Annotated in this window: 17 protein-coding genes; 11 read left to right on the plus strand and 6 right to left on the minus strand. The window is 70.3% G+C overall.

What is annotated here, in order from left to right; genetic code table 11:
• Positions 1–34: 34 nt before the first annotated feature.
• Together FQY79_RS06110 and FQY79_RS06115 are read right to left on the minus strand one after the other, a co-directional pair.
• Complete coding sequence (locus tag FQY79_RS06110) at positions 35–664, minus strand: CoA transferase subunit B (protein WP_146311713.1); 630 nt, start codon at positions 662–664, stop codon at positions 35–37.
• Positions 664–1,377 carry a CoA transferase subunit A gene (locus FQY79_RS06115; protein WP_146311715.1) on the minus strand — a complete coding sequence of 238 codons (714 nt, stop codon included), beginning with the start codon at positions 1,375–1,377 and terminating at the stop codon, positions 664–666. Before FQY79_RS06115 ends, FQY79_RS06110 begins: the two co-directional genes overlap by 1 nt.
• A 133-nt stretch (positions 1,378–1,510) precedes the next feature.
• On the opposite strand from FQY79_RS06115, the gene FQY79_RS06120 reads away from it, so the two are divergent.
• From FQY79_RS06120 to FQY79_RS06160, 9 genes are all read left to right on the plus strand, one after another.
• On the plus strand, positions 1,511–3,592 hold the full coding sequence (locus tag FQY79_RS06120; RefSeq protein WP_146311717.1) for a glycoside hydrolase family 99-like domain-containing protein: 2,082 nt from the start codon (positions 1,511–1,513) through the stop codon (positions 3,590–3,592).
• A gap of 101 nt (positions 3,593–3,693) precedes the next feature.
• Positions 3,694–4,440, plus strand: a complete 747-nt coding sequence (locus FQY79_RS06125; RefSeq protein ID WP_146311719.1) for an electron transfer flavoprotein subunit beta/FixA family protein — start codon at positions 3,694–3,696, stop codon at positions 4,438–4,440.
• A gap of 88 nt (positions 4,441–4,528) precedes the next feature.
• A complete protein-coding gene (locus FQY79_RS06130) occupies positions 4,529–5,467 on the plus strand; it encodes an electron transfer flavoprotein subunit alpha/FixB family protein (protein WP_146311721.1) in 939 nt (312 codons plus the stop codon).
• Entirely contained in the window at positions 5,464–6,666 is a 1,203-nt protein-coding gene (locus FQY79_RS06135; protein ID WP_146311723.1) for a glycosyltransferase, read from the plus strand. Before FQY79_RS06130 ends, FQY79_RS06135 begins: the two co-directional genes overlap by 4 nt.
• 6 nt (positions 6,667–6,672) lie before the next feature.
• Positions 6,673–7,422, plus strand: a complete 750-nt coding sequence (locus FQY79_RS06140; RefSeq protein ID WP_146311725.1) for an FkbM family methyltransferase — start codon at positions 6,673–6,675, stop codon at positions 7,420–7,422.
• Positions 7,419–8,108, plus strand: a complete 690-nt coding sequence (locus FQY79_RS06145) for a class I SAM-dependent methyltransferase (RefSeq protein ID WP_146311727.1) — start codon at positions 7,419–7,421, stop codon at positions 8,106–8,108. Before FQY79_RS06140 ends, FQY79_RS06145 begins: the two co-directional genes overlap by 4 nt.
• Positions 8,105–9,040 carry a lysylphosphatidylglycerol synthase domain-containing protein gene (locus FQY79_RS06150; RefSeq protein ID WP_186759817.1) on the plus strand — a complete coding sequence of 312 codons (936 nt, stop codon included), beginning with the start codon at positions 8,105–8,107 and terminating at the stop codon, positions 9,038–9,040. The genes FQY79_RS06145 and FQY79_RS06150 overlap by 4 nt, the downstream gene beginning before the upstream one ends.
• Positions 9,041–9,105: 65 nt before the next feature.
• Positions 9,106–10,098 (plus strand): glycosyltransferase family 2 protein, encoded by a 993-nt coding sequence (locus tag FQY79_RS06155; protein ID WP_146311731.1) that lies wholly within the window; start codon positions 9,106–9,108, stop codon positions 10,096–10,098.
• 54 nt (positions 10,099–10,152) lie between these two features.
• Positions 10,153–12,711, plus strand: coding sequence for a hypothetical protein (locus FQY79_RS06160; protein WP_146311733.1), 2,559 nt, complete (start codon positions 10,153–10,155; stop codon positions 12,709–12,711).
• A gap of 29 nt (positions 12,712–12,740) precedes the next feature.
• On the opposite strand, the gene FQY79_RS06165 is transcribed toward FQY79_RS06160, so the two are convergent.
• Together FQY79_RS06165 and FQY79_RS06170 are read right to left on the minus strand one after the other, a co-directional pair.
• A complete protein-coding gene (locus tag FQY79_RS06165) occupies positions 12,741–13,871 on the minus strand; it encodes a PilT/PilU family type 4a pilus ATPase (RefSeq protein WP_146311735.1) in 1,131 nt (376 codons plus the stop codon).
• 137 nt (positions 13,872–14,008) lie between these two features.
• The gene (locus FQY79_RS06170; protein ID WP_146311736.1) at positions 14,009–15,046 is read right to left on the minus strand and encodes a type IV pilus twitching motility protein PilT; all 1,038 of its coding nucleotides are present in this window, start codon (positions 15,044–15,046) and stop codon (positions 14,009–14,011) included.
• A 350-nt stretch (positions 15,047–15,396) separates the two neighbouring features.
• Between FQY79_RS06170 and proC the strand changes: the two genes are divergently transcribed.
• The gene (gene proC / locus FQY79_RS06175) at positions 15,397–16,239 is read left to right on the plus strand and encodes a pyrroline-5-carboxylate reductase (protein WP_146311738.1); all 843 of its coding nucleotides are present in this window, start codon (positions 15,397–15,399) and stop codon (positions 16,237–16,239) included.
• A gap of 13 nt (positions 16,240–16,252) precedes the next feature.
• Positions 16,253–16,735: a DUF4426 domain-containing protein gene (locus FQY79_RS06180; protein WP_186759819.1), complete on the plus strand. Its 483-nt coding sequence runs from the start codon at positions 16,253–16,255 to the stop codon at positions 16,733–16,735.
• A 10-nt stretch (positions 16,736–16,745) separates the two neighbouring features.
• On the opposite strand, the gene FQY79_RS06185 is transcribed toward FQY79_RS06180, so the two are convergent.
• Together FQY79_RS06185 and aac(6') are read right to left on the minus strand one after the other, a co-directional pair.
• Positions 16,746–17,552 (minus strand): ABC transporter substrate-binding protein, encoded by an 807-nt coding sequence (locus FQY79_RS06185; RefSeq protein WP_146311742.1) that lies wholly within the window; start codon positions 17,550–17,552, stop codon positions 16,746–16,748.
• Positions 17,549–17,944 carry an aminoglycoside 6'-N-acetyltransferase gene (gene aac(6'), locus FQY79_RS06190; protein WP_146311928.1) on the minus strand — a complete coding sequence of 132 codons (396 nt, stop codon included), beginning with the start codon at positions 17,942–17,944 and terminating at the stop codon, positions 17,549–17,551. The genes FQY79_RS06185 and aac(6') overlap by 4 nt, the downstream gene beginning before the upstream one ends.
• Between the last annotated feature and the right edge of the window lie 18 nt (positions 17,945–17,962).

Here is a 17,962-nt window from a genome sequence, read left to right on the forward strand (position 1 = left end):
TGGCAGCCCGGGGCGACCGGCGGCCTCGCGCCTGTCACGAGGCGAACCCGACCCCGGTCCTGGCCTTGAGCTCGTCGAGTTCGACGCCTGGCGCGGTTTCCACCAGCCTGAGTCCCTGCGGGGTCACGTCGAAGACCGCCAGGTCGGTGATGATCCGGTTGACCACGCCGACCCCCGTGAGTGGCAGGGTGCACTCGGGCAGGATCTTGTGTTCGCCGTTCTTCGCCGTGTGCTCCATGAGCACCACGACCCGCTTGACCCCGGCCACCAGGTCCATGGCCCCGCCCATGCCCTTGACCATCTTGCCGGGCACCATCCAGTTGGCCAGGTCGCCCTTGTCGGTGACCTGCATCGCGCCGAGGATGGCCAGGTCGATGTGGCCGCCACGGATCATGGCGAAGGAGTCGTGGCTGCCGAAGTAGCTCGCGCCCGGGCGCGCGGTGACGGTCTGCTTGCCGGCGTTGATCAGGTCGGCGTCGACCTCGTCCTCGGTCGGGAACGGCCCGATGCCCAGCAGGCCGTTCTCGGACTGCAGCCACACGTCCATGCCCTCGGGGATGTGGTTGGCCACCAGGGTCGGCAGGCCGATGCCCAGGTTCACGTAGGCGCCGTCGGTCAGTTCCTGTGCGGCGCGGCGCGCCATCTCGTCGCGGGTCCAGGCCATTACTTGTCCTCCTGGCGGACGGTGCGCTGTTCGATGCGCTTCTCGGGGGTGGGGTTGAGCACCAGGCGGTCGACGTAGATGCCGGGCAGGTGCACGTGGTCGGGATCGATGTCGCCGATCGGCACGATCTCCTCGACCTCGGCCACGCAGACCCGGCCGGCCATGGCGCAGGCCGGGTTGAAGTTGCGCGCGGTCTTGCGGAACACGAGGTTGCCGGCCTCGTCCGCCTTCCACGCCTTGACCAGCGAGAGGTCGGCCTTGAGCGCGGTTTCCAGCACGTACCAGTGGCCGTCGTCGAACTGGCGGGTTTCCTTGCCCTCGGCCACCACCGTGCCGTAGCCGGTGCGGGTGAAGAAGGCCGGGATGCCGGCGCCGCCCGCGCGCAGGCGCTCGGCCAGCGTACCCTGCGGGTTGAACTCGAGCTCGAGCTCGCCGCCCAGGTACTGGCGCTCGAACTCCTTGTTCTCGCCGACGTAGGACGAAATCATCTTGCGGATCTGCCGGGTCTCGAGCAGCTGGCCGAGGCCGAAGCCGTCGACGCCCGCGTTGTTGGAGATGACGGTGAGGTTCTTGACGCCGGAATCGCGCAGCGCGGCGATCAGCGCTTCGGGGATGCCGCACAGCCCGAACCCGCCCACGGCGAGGGTCTGGCCGTCGGCGACGAGGTCGGCGAGCGCAGCGCGCGCGTCCGGGTACCGCTTGGATGTGCTCATGGAATCCTCGGCTCCGCTGGTATGGTGATTCTACCCAGCGCCGTCTGCGGGTCGATGGCCGGGCGCGCCGCAAGCCGCGCCGGTCGTCCACCGCCATCGCGTCGCGGCCATCGCTTTCTGGGATCATAGGCGCATGAGCCGACGTCCCCGCGACCGCCTGCGCGCAGCCCTGTTCAACGCACTGCGCGCGGCGTTCCGCCTGCTGCCGCTGGGCGACGCCACGCGCGACCGGTGGCGCGAGTGGTTCGTGGCCCGTTTCCCGGCCCTGGTGCCGTACCGGCGCCGCGGCCGCCTGGTGGAGGAAGCGCTCGGCCTGGGCCACCCGGTCCGCGCCGACCAGCCCGCGATCGGACACGTTCCCCGGCGCGACGGCACGCTGCCCTCGCCGCTCCCGGCGACGCTGGTCGCGTTCTACCTGCCGCAGTTCCACCCGATCCCGGAGAACGACGCCTGGTGGGGCCGCGGCTTCACCGAATGGCGCAATGTCACCCGCGCCCTGCCCCAGTTCGACGGCCACCACCAGCCGCGGCTGCCGGCCGACCTCGGGTTCTACGACCTGCGCGACGTGGGCGTGATGCGCGAGCAGGCGCGGCTGGCGCGCGAGTACGGGATCGGCGCGTTCTGCTTCTACTTCTACTGGTTCGGCGGCCGCACCCTGCTCGAAACGCCGCTGCGGCAGTGGCTCCGCGACCCGGAGATCGACTTCCCGTTCTGCCTGTGCTGGGCCAACGAAAGCTGGTCGCGGCGCTGGGACGGGCGCGAACAGGACGTGCTGATCGCCCAGCAGCACGGCGACGGGGACGACCTGGCCTTCATCGCCTACGTTGCCGACTACCTGCGCGCGCCCAACGCGCTGCGGGTGGACGGCAAGCCAATGCTGCTGGTGTACCGCCCGGGCCTGATGCCCGATCCGGCCGCCACCGCCCGGCGCTGGCGCGAGTGGTGCCGCGAACACGGCATCGGCGAGATCCACCTGGCCTACGTGCAGTCGTTCGAACGGCCGGACCCGGCCGACATCGGCTTCGATTCGGCGGTGGAGTTCCCGCCCAACCTGTCCCCGCCGCGCTCGATCTGCGAGCGGCAGCTGCTGCTCAACCCCGACCACCGCGGCGACGTGCTCGACTGGCGCGCGATGGCGGAGGATGCGCGGCGCCGCCCCATGCCCGGCTACCGCCTGTTCCCCGGCGTGAACCCGGGCTGGGACAATGAACCGCGCCGCCCCGGCCGGGGCCACGTCTACCTGCACGCCTCGCCCCGCGGCTACCGCGACTGGCTGCACGACAGCATCGCCCGGCGCCTGGAGGGGGTGCCGGCCGGCGAGCGCCTGGTCTTCATCAACGCCTGGAACGAGTGGGCGGAAGGGGCGGTGCTCGAGCCGGACGCGCGCCTGGGCCATGCCTGGCTGGAAGCGACCCGCCAGGCGCTGTGGCGCGCGGCGCGGCCGCCGGAGCCCGACCGCCGTCCCTGCGCCGTGGTCCACGCCTGGTACGTCGAGGTGCTGCCGGAACTGCTCGAACGCCTGCGCGCCAGCGGCCTCGACTGGCGCCTGGTGGTGACCACGGCGCCCGAGCGCGCCGATGCCGTGCGCGACGCCCTCGACCGGGCCGGCACCACGGCCGAAGTGCTGGTGTTCGAGAACCGCGGCCGCGACATCCTGCCGTTCCTGCACGTGGCCGACCGGCTGCTGGACGAGGGCGTCGAGGTGGTGCTCAAGCTCCACACCAAGCAGTCCGACCATCGCTGGGACGGCGAGCGCTGGCGCGCCGAACTGCTCGACCGGCTGCTGGCGCCGGCCCGCGTGCCGGCGCTGCTGGAGGCCTTCGCCACCGATCCCGCCCTGGGGCTGGTGGCGCCCGAGGGCCACCTGCAGCCACTGGGGTACTTCTGGGGCGCCAACGAGGCCAACGTGCGCCGCCTGGCAACCCGGCTCGGCCTGCCGCCCTTCGACCCGGAGGCTGACCGCTTCGTGGCCGGCAGCATGTTCTGGGTCAGGCTCGAGGCCCTGCGCCCGCTGCTCGACGCGCACCTGGACCCGCAGCTGTTCGAGTCCGAACGCGGCCAGGTCGACGGCACCTGCGCGCACGCGGTCGAGCGCCTGTTCGGCCTGTGCGTGGACGCCGCCGGCTTCCGCGTGGCGACCGCCGCCGGGGCCTGCGGAGAGCCCGATCCCACCGACCCCGCCGCCCCCTACCCCTACGCGCGCCGCGACGGCTGATCCGCATACTCGCCCGTACGGCAGCGGCCGGGTAGAATCGCGGGGCTCCGCCCGCCGGCCCGCGGCGGGCGCCCAGATTCCTGCTCCGGGAGCCCCACAAGATGAAGATCCTCGTCGCGTACAAGCGCGTGGTGGACGCGAACGTCCGCATCCAGGTCAAGCCGGACGGCTCTGGCGTGGTCACCGACGGCGTCAAACTGTCGGCCAATCCGTTCGACGAGATTGCGCTCGAAGAGGCGCTGCGCCTGCGCGACAAGGGCATCGCCACCGAGGTGGTGGTGGCCACGATCGCCCCGGCCGACGCCGCCGCGCACCTGCGCAACGGCCTGGCGATGGGCGCCAACCGCGCCATCCACGTGGTCGCCGACCAGCCGATCCAGCCGCTCACCGCCGCCCGCGCCCTGCTCAAGCTGGTGGAAAAGGAGCAGCCGGACCTGGTGCTGCTGGGCAAGCAGGCGATCGACGACGACGCCAACCAGACCGGGCAGATGCTGGCCACGCTCTGGGGCCGGCCGCAGGCCACCTTCGCCTCGAAGCTGGAGATCGCCGACGGCAAGGCCACGGTCACGCGCGAGGTCGACGCCGGCCTGGAGACGCTGGAGGTCGACCTGCCGGCGGTGGTGACCACCGACCTGCGCCTGAACGAGCCGCGCTTCATCAAGCTGCCCGACATCATGAAGGCCAAGAGCAAGCCGATGGAGACGGTCCCGTTCGCGGACCTGGGCGTCGAGTCCGGCGATTTCCTGCGCACCACGCACCACGCCGCGCCGACCGGGCGCAGCCGGGGCGTGATGGTGAAGGACGTGGCCGAACTGGTCTCGGTCCTCAAGCAGAAGGGCCTGCTCTAGGCATCCACGCGGCCCGCACCGGCGGGCGAACCGGGCGGCGGCCCGCGGGCCACGCGCGACCCGCCCGACCACCAGGAGAGATTGCGCAATGTCCAACGTCCTCGTCATCGCCGAACACCTCGACGGCGCCCTCAACGCCTCCACGGCGCGCACCGTCAGCGCCGCGCTGGCGCTCTCGCCGGAGGCCATCGACGTCGCGGTGCTCGCCGCCGATCCGTCCGCCGTCGCCGCCGAGGCCGCGAAGATCTCGGGCGTGACCCGGGTGCGCGCCGTGGCCAACCCGGCCAACGCGCATCCCATCGCCCAGGTGCTGGCGCCGCAGGTCGCGGAACTGGCGAAGGACTACAGCCACGTGTTCCTGCCCAGCACCACCTTCGGCAAGGACCTCGCCCCGTGCGTGGCCGCGCTGCTGGGCGTGGCCCAGGTGTCCGACCTGATGGCGGTCGAGGGGCCGCACGTGTTCAAGCGCCCGATCTACGCGGGCAACGCGATCATCACCGTCGAGGCGCCGGCCGACCAGGTCGTGGTGGCCACCGTGCGCACCGCGTCGTGGCCGGAAGCCGCGCGCGACGGCGGCGCGCCGGTCGAGGCGGCCAGCATCTCCGCCACCCTGCCCACCCACACCCGCTTCGTGGGCCTGGCCCAGGGCAAGTCCGACCGCCCCGACCTGCAGAGCGCCAGGCGGGTGGTGTCGGGCGGTCGCGGCGTGGGGTCGAAGGAGAACTTCGACATCATCTACAAGCTGGCCGACAAGCTCGGCGCGGCGGTGGGCGCCTCGCGCGCGGCGGTCGACGCCGGCTACGTCCCGAACGAGCTGCAGGTCGGCCAGACCGGCAAGATCATCGCCCCCGAGCTGTACCTGGCGGTGGGCATCTCCGGCGCGATCCAGCACCTGACCGGCATCAAGGACGCCGGCACGATCGTGGCGATCAACAAGGATCCGGACGCGCCGATCTTCGAGATCGCCGACGTCGGCCTGGTGGGCGACCTGTTCACGCTGTTGCCGGAGCTCGAGGCGGCGCTTTGAGGATTGCCGAGCCGGGACCACGGGAGACCGCCGGCTCGCACGCGGCTCCACTGTCGCTCGCGCTGATCGGGCCGATCTGGCCCTATCGCGGCGGTATCGCGCAGTACAACACCTCGCTCAAGCGGGCCCTCGGGCCGAGGGTCGCCCGCCTGGTCGCGATCTCGTTCAAGCGCCAATATCCCCGCTGGCTCTATCCGGGCCAGAGCGACGTGGAGCGCGACACAGACGGCCAGCGCGAGCCGGACGCGTACTACCTGCTCGACCCGCTCTCGCCCTTGAGCTGGAAGCGGACGGTCGACATGGTCGCCGCAAGCGGGTGCACGTGCGTCATTTTCCACTGGTGGACCCTGTTCTGGGCCCCTGTGTTCGCACTGATTGCCCGGCAGCTTCGCAAGCGCGGCATCCGCGTCGTTTTCCTAGGACACAACCTCGCCGACCACGATGCCGGCCGGACGAAGGCCCGGCTGGCCAACCGCTTGCTGTCGAGCGCCGACGCCTACATCGTCCACTCGACAGAGCAGGCGGCAGCGATCGGCGCCCTGCGGCCCGATGCGCCGGTCCTGCATCGACTCCATCCAGTCTACGACCGGTTCCCGGCGCCGCGCGGGCTCCTGCCCAAGCGCGGGCGCCTCGAAGTGCTGTTCTTCGGTTTCATCCGTCCATACAAGGGGTTGAACGTACTCCTGGAGGCCCTCGAGTCGATGGCCGATGACGGGGTATTCCTCACCGTCGTCGGGGAGTGCTGGGACCAGGCCGACGGCAAGGCCATCGAATCAAGCCGGCAACGCCTCGGCACCAACCTCGAGGTCCGCCTGGAGTACGTCGACGATGCGCAAGCCGCCGAGTACTTCGCACGCGCGGACGTGGTGGCGCTGCCCTACCTCGATGCCACCGGCAGCGGCGTGGTCGCGCTCGCCTACCACTACCGCACGCCTGTCCTGGCCACCAGGGTCGGCGGGCTGAAGGACGCGGTCGTCGAAGGCTCCACCGGCTGGCTGGTCGCCCCCGGCTCCCCGGCGGACCTGGCGGGAACCCTGGGCCGCATCACCCGGGAGTCCGCGGCCGGCCTTGCCCAGGGCATCGAGGACTTCGTGGCGCGGAACACATGGGACGCGCTGGCGGACGACATCTGCGGGTTCGTCCGGCAGGAGGTCCGGGAGCACGATGGCGCGCCGCGGCCCGGCGAGGACGACAGGTAGCGCGCCATGGGACTGTCCGCCTATGCAAGGCGCCTGCAAACGCTGGAGCGGCTGCTCCCGCTTCGCGTGCGCCTGCCGCTGCGCTATCGCGCGCAGCAGGTTCTTCGCTCGCTGGAGCCGGAAATCGCGCTGCTGCCCTCCCTCCTCGCCTCGCGACCCGGCGGAGTCGCGGTGGACGTGGGCGCCAACGTCGGCATCTACACGTATGCCCTAGCCCGGCTCGGGGTCCGCGTCCACGCGCTCGAACCGCAGCCTTCATGCTGCGAAGTGATCCAGGCCTGGGCAGCGGGCTCGCGCTTGGGCGGCCTGGTCACCGTGCACAACGTGGCTGCGGGGGCCGAGGGCGGCGCGCTGACGCTCCACGTCCCCCTGGAGGACGGGCGCGAGGTGAAGACCCGCGCCTCCTTCGAACACCCCGGTCAGCCGTGCGTGGAGACGGTGGTCCGTGTGGTGGCGCTCGACGCGCTCGCACTGCAGGGCGTGTCGTTCATCAAGATCGACGTCGAGGGGCACGAGTGGTCGGTGCTGCAGGGGGCCAGGCAGCTGCTCGCCCGCGACAGGCCGGTCCTGCTCGTGGAGGTGGACCGGAGCCGGCACACCCGGCAGGCGTTCATGCGGATCGTCGAGCTGGTCCGATCGCTGGGGTACCGCTGCCACGTGCTGGATGGCGACCAGCTGCGCCCGATGTCGTGGGAGGCCCCGCCGGAGATCTACAACTTCCTGTTCCTTCCCGACCACACAGGGCACCCGCCATGACTGAGTCAGCTGAGGATCGCAGCAAGGCCCTGCACTCCGGCGAGTACGTCCGCCGCTACGAGCGCAAGCCCGTGTCGCGGATCTCCCGCCTCATCCCCTCGATGCAACTCGGTCCGCGCACACGCCTGGTGGACTACGCCTGCGGCAACGCCATGCTGCTCGGCGAGGTACACGACATCGTCGAGCACTACGTCGGCGTGGATTTCTCCGAAGACTTCATCGCGGCCGCGAAGGCCCGCGCTGCGCGGCTTGGCGCCACGAACTGCGAGTTCCACTGTACCGACATCGTCGCGTTCGCCCAATCCCACCACGATGAGTTTGACGTCGCTACGGCCCTGGATTTCAGCGAACACGTCGCGGACGAGGACCTGATCCCGATCCTCGCCGCGATCCGCCGGACCCTCAAGCCGGGCGGCAGGCTCTACCTGCACACGCCCAACCTCGACTTCTTCATGGAGCGCATGCGCGATTCGGGCTTCATTCTCAAGCAGCGTCCCGAACATATCGCGGTCAGGGACAGCCGGGACAATGTCCGGGTGCTCATGGCCGCGGGATTCCAGGAGCAGGACATCCGCGTTTCCCTGATCCCGCATTACAACATCCTGAAACTGGTCGATCCGTTGCGGCACCTGCCCTGGGTCGGACGGTACTTCGAAGCCAGGATCTTCATCGAATGCCGGCGATGAGGCGCGGATGGCTGACGCTCGCGGGCGCCGGCCTGGCCATCGCCTGTTTGGTGCTGTTCTCCAGGCAGGTCGCGGGACTCGTTTCCGACGGAAGCATCGACCTGTTGGGGGCCCTTCCGCAGCTGGTCCCGGCGTCGTGCGCCTTCCTCGTCGCGTACGCGGCCTTTGCCAGCGGTTGGCACGCGTTGCTCCTTGCCGGGCGGGTTCCAGCGTCGTGGCGCGTCAGTTCGGGCATCTTCGCCACCACCCAGTTCGGGAAGTACCTGCCCGGTAACGTCGGCCACCATCTCGGGCGCGTGGCACTGGCGGCCAGTTACGGCTTTCCCGGCGCCACGGTGGTCGCGACGATGGTGGTCGAGGCCGGCCTGGTTGTCGCATGGATGGCGGTGCTCGGGCTGCCCTTGCTAGAGTTCTGGCTCGGACGGCTCGACCTGGACGTGCCCGCGCTCGTGACGGCCCTGGCCGGCGCGGGCATCCTGCTGGGCGGCGCCAGCGTGGTGCTGCACAAGCAGCGACGGCACCCGCGCATCGCCGCGCTACTGGAGGCGGTCGATCCGCTATTGCGGCCAGATCGCCGTTCCAAGGGACTGCTCGCCGTGTCGGCCGCGCTGATCCTCGCCGGGATCGTACTCAGCGCGCTGTCCCTGTCCTTGCTCGATCCCGGCGGCACACTGCTGTCCTTCGATGCCTTCCCAATCACCCTGGGACTGTTCGCCTGCGCCTGGCTCCTCGGGTTCGTCACTCCCGGCGCACCGGCGGGTATCGGCATCCGCGAACTCATGCTCACCGAAGGCCTCACGCCGCTCGTGGGGCGGGAGCAGGCAGTGGTCATCGCGCTGACGTTCCGCATCCTTTCCACCGGATCCGACCTGCTGGTATTTTTGGCCGGGTTGGGCATGCTATCGGGCGCTCGACGGCGTCATCCGGGCTGAATCCGCATTCGCATCCAGGACCGCCGAAGGGCAGCGCCTGCGCAACCACCTGGCAAAGGCAACGCATGAAACTGATCATCCAGATCCCCTGCCTCAACGAGGAAGCAACATTGGGGATCGCGATCGCCGACCTTCCGCGCGAGGTGCCCGGATTCGACCGCGTCGAATGGCTCGTGGTCGACGACGGGTCAACGGACCGGACCGCCGCGGTCGCGCGCGAACTGGGTGTGGACCACGTCGTGCGCCATCCGGTCAACCGTGGCCTGGCGACCGCTTTCATGACCGGTCTTGATGCCTGCCTCCGGCTCGGCGCCGACGTGATCGTCAACACCGACGCCGACAACCAGTACCAGGCGGCCGACATCCCGAAGCTGACTGCCCCCATCCTCGCCGGCCAGGCGGACATGGTGATCGGCGCGCGGCCGATCGACCAGACCGAACACTTCTCCTGGATCAAGAAGAAGCTGCAACGCTTCGGCAGCTGGGCGGTGCGGATGGCCAGCAAGACACAGGTGGCCGACGCGCCCAGCGGATTCCGCGCCATTTCCCGCGAAACGGCCATGCGGCTCAACGTCTTCAACGCCTATACCTATACCCTGGAGACGATCATCCAGGCGGGCCTGAGCAATCTGCGCGTGTACTCGGTGCCGATCAGGACGAACGCGGACTTGCGCCCGTCGCGCCTGGTCAAGAGCATTTCGAGCTACGTCCGCAGGTCACTGGTCACCATCCTCCGGGTGGTGGTGATCTACCGCCCCATGCGGCTGTTCGCCGCCGTGGGAACACTACTGGGCGTCATCGGCCTGCTGGTCGGGCTGAGATTCGTCTACTTCTATGTGACCGGCGACGGCAGCGGTCGGATCCAGTCGGTCATCCTTTCGGCCCTGTGCATCCTGCTGGGCGCCATGGCGTGGATGATGGCCATCATCTCGGAACTGATCGCGGTCAACCGGAAGCTGTTGGAGAAGCTCAACTGGCGGATCCAGAGAATGGAGGATTCGATCTCCGGTCGGAACTCCCCGGCCCCGGGGCGCGACCGGCACGATGGGCGGCGCTGATGGCGACAAGCGTCTTCGCACCGGCCCCGGGTGGGCCTTGAACGAGTCCGGCCCGTGAGCGACGCGCGGCACATCTCCCTGACCCAGCCCTGGCGCCACGACCCCACCGCCGGAACGCGCGGCGGTGCGATGCGTTCGCGCCCGGTCCTGTTCATCGCCTACCTGCTGCTCGCCTTCGGCATCATGGGCGCGAACCCGTTCCGGGGCGAATCGATCACGCCGTTGGACGTGCTGGTCAAGCAGCATGCGTTCTCCTGGGCGGACGAGGGGCAGCCCGCGCGCCACGGGGAGCGTTCGGACGTCCTGAACGGGCTGCTCCCGTACTGGATCAACGCACGCGAGCAGATCCGTTCCGGGCATTTCCCGAAATGGAACGACATCGCCGCGGGGGGCGTGACCTTCCTGGTGCCCACCTACAGCATGTTCACGCCGGCGTTCGCGGTCTTCGCCGTGGCTCCGACGCCGGCGCTTGGGTTCCACCTGGCGATCGTGCTCAACCTAGCGATCGCCGGTTTCGGCATGCACCTGTTCCTGCGGCGGCACGTGCGGCTGCCGGCCGCGATCTGCGGGGCGGCCACCTTCATGGTGTGCGGCTTCCATGCCGCTTGGCTCTATTGGCCCCATGTCCATACGTCGATCTGGGCACCATGGCTGCTGCTTGCCGTCGACGGCTGCACGCGCAGCCCCGGCATGCGCAGCGCAGTGGGGTTGGGACTGGCCACGGCGATGGTCATCCTCGGTGGCTTCCCGTTCGTCACGGAGGTGATCCTGTGCGCGGGCGGCCTGTACTTCCTCGTCTCCTGGCGCCTGCGCCATCCGCACGCCGCGTCCGGCCCGTCGCCCCTGCCCTGGTACGTCCTCGGGTCGGCGTTCGGCTTCCTCGCCACCCTGCCGCTCCTGCTCGAGCTCCACGGCTGGCTGCAGCAGTTCGACCTCGGCTATCGCGAGGGACGCGGAAGCTACCTGCGGGCCGGCCACATGACGCGCCTGTTGCCGCCGTGGGCCTACCAGCACAAGCGCGTCGAGCAGACGATGTACGTGGGGTTGCTGCTTACCTTGGCGGCGGCGGCATCCGTGCTCCTCATGGCGATCCGGCCGCGGGCCACGCCCCGCCTGGCACTGTTCGCGGCCCTGCTGCTGGTCCTCGTCGGAGGGCTCGTGTTCGGCCTTTGGCCGATGTGGCTCGTGGGGTGGTTCCCGGGCATGAGCTTTAACTCGTGGTCGCGCGCGATAGGGGTGCTCGACATCGCCATCATCCTGCTTGGCGTGACACTGGTGGACCGGGCGTGGCGCCGCGCAGCGGGGACGGGCGCGCTGTGGATCCGGATCCTGGTGCTGCTGCTGGTCGGGGCGCAGATCGCGGAGATCACCCACTTCTTCCGACGCTACAACGGCCCCGCGCCCGCCAGCTATTTCTACCCGGAGCCGCCTGCCGTCTCCTACGTGAGGTCCCGGGCAGGTCCGTTCGACTACGTGATCACCGACCGCGCATTCGACATTTCCGGGGAGATCGGGGCCTTCGGCCTGAGGGATTGGTACGCCCACCAGCTGCGGACCCCGGCGCACAAGCGACTCCTCGACGACCTGGTCGAACGCCACCGCGTCTCGCATACCGCCTCGCGGTTTCCAGCGAAGGCGATCGACACCGCGGCGCAGGCGCTTGCGGACCTCAACGTGAGGTACATCGTCGTCGACCACCCCGACGACCTCACGAGGGGGCCCGCACGCGAGAATCCGCCTTCGAGGACACCGCTTCCGCCGCAGCCCGGGGACGCATGGGTACAGCACTTCGACGTCGCCGAGACGGACCTGCCGGTGCGTGCGATTTCGGTCCGGTTGGCGACCTATGCAGAACGCAGCCTCAAGGGAGTCGTGGCGCTGGTGCTTTCAGACGGCTCCGGCAACGTCCTGGGCAGGAGCGCCATCGACGCCAGGACCGTGAAAGACAACGCGCTGGCGGAATTCCATTTCCCCGAGCCGGTCGTCCTGCAGCCGGGCAACTACCGTTTCGCCCTGGCATACCGGCCGCTCGAAGCCCCCGCGCGGCACCTGACGGCGTGGTCGGTTCCCGTTGCCGCGGACGAGACCGATCAGTCGCTGTTCGTGGGGACGCGGCCGTTCCCGGGATCACTCGAGTACGTCCTCCATGTCGGTGACAGCACCATCGGCCACTACCGGCGCGTCTTCATGGCAGCGGGCATCTCCGTATTTGAGAACACCCGGGCGCCGCGTGGCCCCTACTTCCTGCGTGGACTGGCGCATGACGCCGACCCCGCGGCCGGCTCCCAGGTCAGCATCGTCGACTACGCGGCGGACGCGTACACGTTACGCTACGAAGGGACACGGAGCGGCTTCGTGGTCGTGCCCGCCAGCCTGGGTCGGGGCTGGCAGGTGGCGGTCAACGGCACCGCCGTCGCCCCGTCGTACAAGCACGGCCTGCTTCCGGCCATCCCCGTGGACGGCCCATCGCAGATCGTGTTCGAGTACCGGCCGTGGCAGCCACCCCTGTTGCTGGTGTGGCTGGGATCGCTCTGTGGCCTGCTGGGCTCGATGGCCCTCCTCGGCAGGCACCAGTCGAAGGCGCGGGCCCGGGGTGTCGGGCCCGCCCCGTAAACCGGGACGGCGCGACCGTCGACGCGCCCCTAGCGCACCTCGGAAATCTCCACCCCGTCCAGGCCCTGGGACAGGGTACGGGCGTCGCCGCCCTGGGCGAGCTTGATCTTGAGCCGCACCTCGTTCTGCGAGTCGGCGTGGCGCAGGGCGTCCTCGTAGGAGATCTCGCCGGCCTGGTACAGCTCGAACAGGGCCTGGTCGAAGGTCTTCATGCCCAGGTTGGTCGATTCCTTCATCACTTCCTTGAGCTTGTGGATCTCGCCGTCGCGGATGTAGTCCTGCACCAGCGGGGTGCCGAGCAGGATCTCCATCGCCACCCGGCGCCCCTTGCCGTCCGGGGTCGGGATCAGCTGCTGCGCGATCACCGCCTTGAGGTTGAGCGAGAGGTCCATCAGCAGCTGGCTGCGGCGGTCCTCGGGGAAGAAGTTGATGATGCGATCCATCGCCTGGTTGGCGTTGTTCGCGTGCAGGGTGCACAGCACCAGGTGGCCGGTCTCGGCGAAGGCGATGGCGTGGTCCATGCCCTCGCGGGTGCGCACCTCGCCGATCATGATCACGTCCGGCGCCTGGCGCAGGGTGTTCTTGAGCGCGTTCTCCCAGCTGTCGGTGTCGATGCCGACCTCGCGCTGGGTGATGATGCAGCCCTCGTGCTTGTGCACGAACTCGATCGGGTCCTCGATGGTGATGATGTGGCCGGTGGAGTTCTGGTTACGGTACCCGATCATCGCCGCCAGCGAGGTCGACTTGCCGGTGCCGGTGGCGCCGACGAAGATGATGATGCCGCGCTTGGTCATCGCCAGGGTCTTGATGATCGGCGGCAGGTTCAGCTCCTCGACCGTCGGGATCTTGGTCTCGATCCGGCGCAGCACCATCCCGACCTGGTTGCGCTGGTAGAAGCAGCTGACGCGGAAGCGGCCCACGCCCGAGACGCCGATGGCGAAGTTGCACTCGTGGGTCTTCTCGAACTCCTCGCGCTGCGGCGGGGTCATCACGTTCAGCACCAGGTCGCGCGACTGCTGCGGCGTGAGCGGGTTCTGGGTGATGGGCTGGATCTTGCCGTGGACCTTCATCGACGGCGGCATGCCCGCGGTGATGAACAGGTCCGAGGCCTTCTGGTGGGCCATCAGCTTGAGGAACGAGGTGAAGTCGATACTGCTCATGGTGGCTCCTGCGTGGCCGGCGGTGGGCGGGGCGGTGGTCGGGGCGGGCCGCGCGCCTGCCCGATCCGGTCAACCCTCGCCCTTCCCGGCCTTGACTGGTCCCAAATCCGATCCCTGCCCGAGCGCCGGTCGCCCGGTCACTCGAACAGCCGCTTCTCCCGCGCATATTCCTTGGCCTGCTGACGCGTGACCAGGCCGCGCTTGACCAGGTCCTGCAGGTGCTGGTCCAGGGTCATCATGCCGTGCTGCTGGCCGGTCTGGATCGCCGAGTACATCTGCGCGACCTTGTCCTCGCGGATCAGGTTGCGGATGGCGGGGATGCCGACCATGATCTCCCAGGCTGCGGTGCGCCCACCGCCGACCTTCTTCAGCAGCGCCTGCGAAATCACCGCGCGCAGCGACTCCGACAGCATCGAGCGCACCATCGGCTTCTCGCCGGCGGGGAACACGTCGATGATGCGGTCGATGGTCTTGGCCGCCGAACTGGTGTGCAGGGTGCCGAACACCAGGTGGCCGGTCTCGGCCGCGGTCAGCGCCAGGCGGATGGTCTCGATGTCGCGCATCTCGCCCACCAGGATGTAGTCCGGGTCCTCGCGCAGCGCCGAACGCAGGGCCTCGCTGAAGCCGTGGGTGTCACGGTGCACCTCGCGCTGGTTGATCAGGCACTTCTGCGAGGTGTGCACGAACTCGATCGGGTCCTCGACCGAGAGGATGTGCGCGTACTCGTTCTTGTTGATGTGGTCGAGCATCGCCGCCAGGGTGGTCGACTTGCCCGAGCCGGTCGGGCCGGTCACCAGGATCAGGCCCTGCGGCTGCTGGATCAGCTCGCGGAAGATGGGCGGGCAGCCCAGGTCCTCGAGGGTCAGCACCTCGGAGGGAATGGTGCGGAACACCGCCGCCGCGCCGCGGTTCTGGTTGAAGGCGTTGACGCGGAAGCGCGCCAGGCCCGGGATCTCGAACGAGAAGTCGGTCTCGAGGAACTCCTCGTAGTCGCGGCGCTGCTTGTCCGACATGATGTCGTAGATCAGCGCGTGCACCTGCTTGTGCTCGAGCGCCGGGATGTTGATCCGCCGCACGTCGCCGTCGACCCGGATCATCGGCGGCAGCCCCGCCGAGAGGTGGAGGTCGGACGCCTTGTTCTTGACCGAGAACGCCAACAGTTCGGCGATATCCATGCAAGTCCCCTGGCACTGCTACTGACGTGATGCGGCCGTGTCCCCGTACCGCAGGCCAAAGCCTAGCCCCGGCCGGCAGTATAGCCCCGTACCCGGATCACAATTCCAGCCCTTTCAAGCGGATATCGGGACCTGCCGGCACCGGCCCTGCGGCAGGGCAGGCCATCGACCCGAACGCGGTGGCCGCCGGATCGGGCCGCCGGATCGGGCCGGCGGGCGCCGCCGAGCCCGCGCGACGCGCGGGGCGCGCCGTCCGCCGGCGCGCCCCGGGCACCCTCGGTCCGCGGCCCTACGTTCCCGCCGACTCTGCGGTAGGGTGATATGGCCCTTCCCGCACGCCAGGCCACTCCATGCCCGACCCTGCTTCTCCCGGATCCCTTCCCATCGTCGCCTTCATCGGCGGCGGCAACATGGCTCGCAGCCTGGTCGGCGGGCTGCTCGCGGCCGGCGCCGATCCGGCCGCGGTCCGCGTCGCCGACCCGAGCGCGGATGCACGCGCCGCGCTGGCGTCGGATTTCGGGGTGGCCACCTTCGAATCGGCCGCCGACGCGGTCGACGGGGCCGAGGCGTGGGTGTTCGCGGTCAAGCCGCAGGTGATGCGTGCGGTCTGCACGGAGCTGGCCGCCGTGGCGCAACAGGCGCGGCCGCTGGTCGTGTCGATCGCCGCGGGCATCACCTCGGCCCAGCTGGACCGCTGGCTGGGCGGCGGCCTGGCGGTGGTGCGGACCATGCCCAACACGCCCGCCCTGCTCGGCGCCGGCGTCACCGGCCTGTACGCCAACCCGCGCGTGGACGCCGCCGGGCGCGCCCGTGCCGAAGGCCTGCTGGCCAGTGCCGGGGCCACCGTCTGGATCGATGACGAAGCGCTGATGGACGCGGTCACGGGCACCTCCGGCAGCGGTCCGGCCTACGTGTTCCTGCTGGCCGAGGCGATGGAGGAGGCCGCCATCGCCGAGGGCCTGGCCGCGGACGCCGCGCGCACCCTGGTCCGGCACACGATCCTGGGCGCGGCGCGGATGCTGGTCGAATCCGGCGAGCCGCCGACCGAACTCCGGCGCCGCGTCACCTCGCCCGGCGGCACCACCCAGGCCGCGATCGAAGCGTTCGAGGCCGGCGACCTGCGCGGCCTGGTCGCGCGTGCGGTCCGGGCGGCAACCCGCCGTGGCGGCGAGCTGTCGGCGGCCAATGACTGAGCACCCGACGCGCATGCGCAGGATCGCGATCGCGGCCGCCGCCATGGCCGCGCTGGCCGCCTGCGGCGCCGATCCGTCCGCACGCGCCGACCTCGCCGCGGCCGCCCAGGCCGCACGCCTGCCGGCCGAACTGCGGGTGGGCGAGGTCACCGTGCGCGCGAGCCTCGCGCCCACCGCGTCCCTGCCGCCGGAGGTGGCGCGGCGCTACGGGGTCGAGCCGGCCCGCGACGTGCAGCTGCTGCTGGTGGGCGTGCGCCGCGGACCGGTGCACGAGGAGACGTCCGTGCCAGCGCAGGTCAGCGCGCGCGCCCGCGACCTGCGCGGCGTCTGGCAGGACGTGCCCATGCACGAAGTGCGCAGCGAGGACTTCATCGACTACGTCGGCACCGCGCGCGTGCCGCCGCCCGACACGCTGGCCTTCGAGGTCACCGTGCATCCCGAGGGCGCGCCGGCACCGGGCGTGCTGCGCTTCAGCCGCGACCTCCTGCCGCCCTGAGCGGCGCGGCTCAGCCGCGCGCGCGGCGATGCGCCCAGTCGCGCACGACCTGCGCGATCCGGGCCAGTCCGTCGGTCAACGCCGCGGGCCCGGGCTGCAGGATCAGCGGCGACTTCACCTCGTGCAGCTCGCCGTCGCGTACCGCCGGGATCGCGTCCCAGCCCGGCCGCGCGGCCACCTGCTCCGGACGGAAGCGCTTGCCGCACCACGAGCCGAGGATGATGTCCGGCGCGCGCTCGACCACCGCCTCGCCGCTGGCCAGGATCCGCCCCTTCGCCAGCGGCTCGGCCGCGCGTTCCGGGAACACGTCGTCGCCGCCGGCAATCGCGACCAGCTCCGACACCCAGCGGATGCCGGTGATCATCGGTGCGTCCCATTCCTCGAAGTACACCTTCGGCCGCGCCGGCAGCCGCGCCGATGCCGCCCGGGTCGCGTCCAGGCCGCGCGCGAGTCCGGCGGCGTAGGCCTCGGCGCGCGCCGCCGCGCCCACCAGCGCGCCCAGCCTGCGCACGTAGTCGAGGATGCCCTCGACACTGCGATGGTTGCTGATCCACACCTCGACGCCGCGCCGTACCAGTTCGGCGGCAATGTCGGCCTGGATGTCGGAGAAGCCCACCACGAAATCCGGCCGCAGGGCGAGGATCGCCTCGATCTTCGCGCTGGTGAACGCGCTGACCTTCGGCTTCTCGCGCCGCGCGCGCGGCGGACGGACGGTGAAGCCGCTGATGCCGACGATCCGGTCCTGCTCGCCGAGCGCGTACAGGACCTCGGTCGGCTCCTCGGTGAGGCAGACGATGCGGCGCGGCCCCGTACTCATGCGACGCGCTTGCGGAAGTACACGACGCGCTCGGTTTCCTCGAAGCCGCAGCACCGGTGCGCGGCCTGCGACACGAGGTTGTCCAGCAGCGCGTCGGAGGCCAGCTCGGCGCAGCCGCGGGAGCGGGTCCAGTCCCCGATGCCCTGCACCAGCGTGCGGCCGACGCCGCGGCCGCGCCAGTCGGGCTCCACGTACCAGGCCTCCAGGAACCCCACCGGGGAGGTGGTCGTGCCGTTGACGTAATCGGTGCGCAGGCGGGCTTCCGCGACACCCACCGCCTCGTCGCCAACCAGCGCAAGCAGCACGCAGGCCGCGTCTGCCGGCGCCAGCGCAGCGCGCAGTTCCTCCATGCCATCGACGCCGGGCTCGTCCGGCCACAGCGCCCGCCGCATCCGTCCCCAGGGGCCGGC

This window comes from Luteimonas wenzhouensis (assembly GCF_007859305.1).
GTDB lineage: Bacteria > Pseudomonadota > Gammaproteobacteria > Xanthomonadales > Xanthomonadaceae > Luteimonas > Luteimonas wenzhouensis.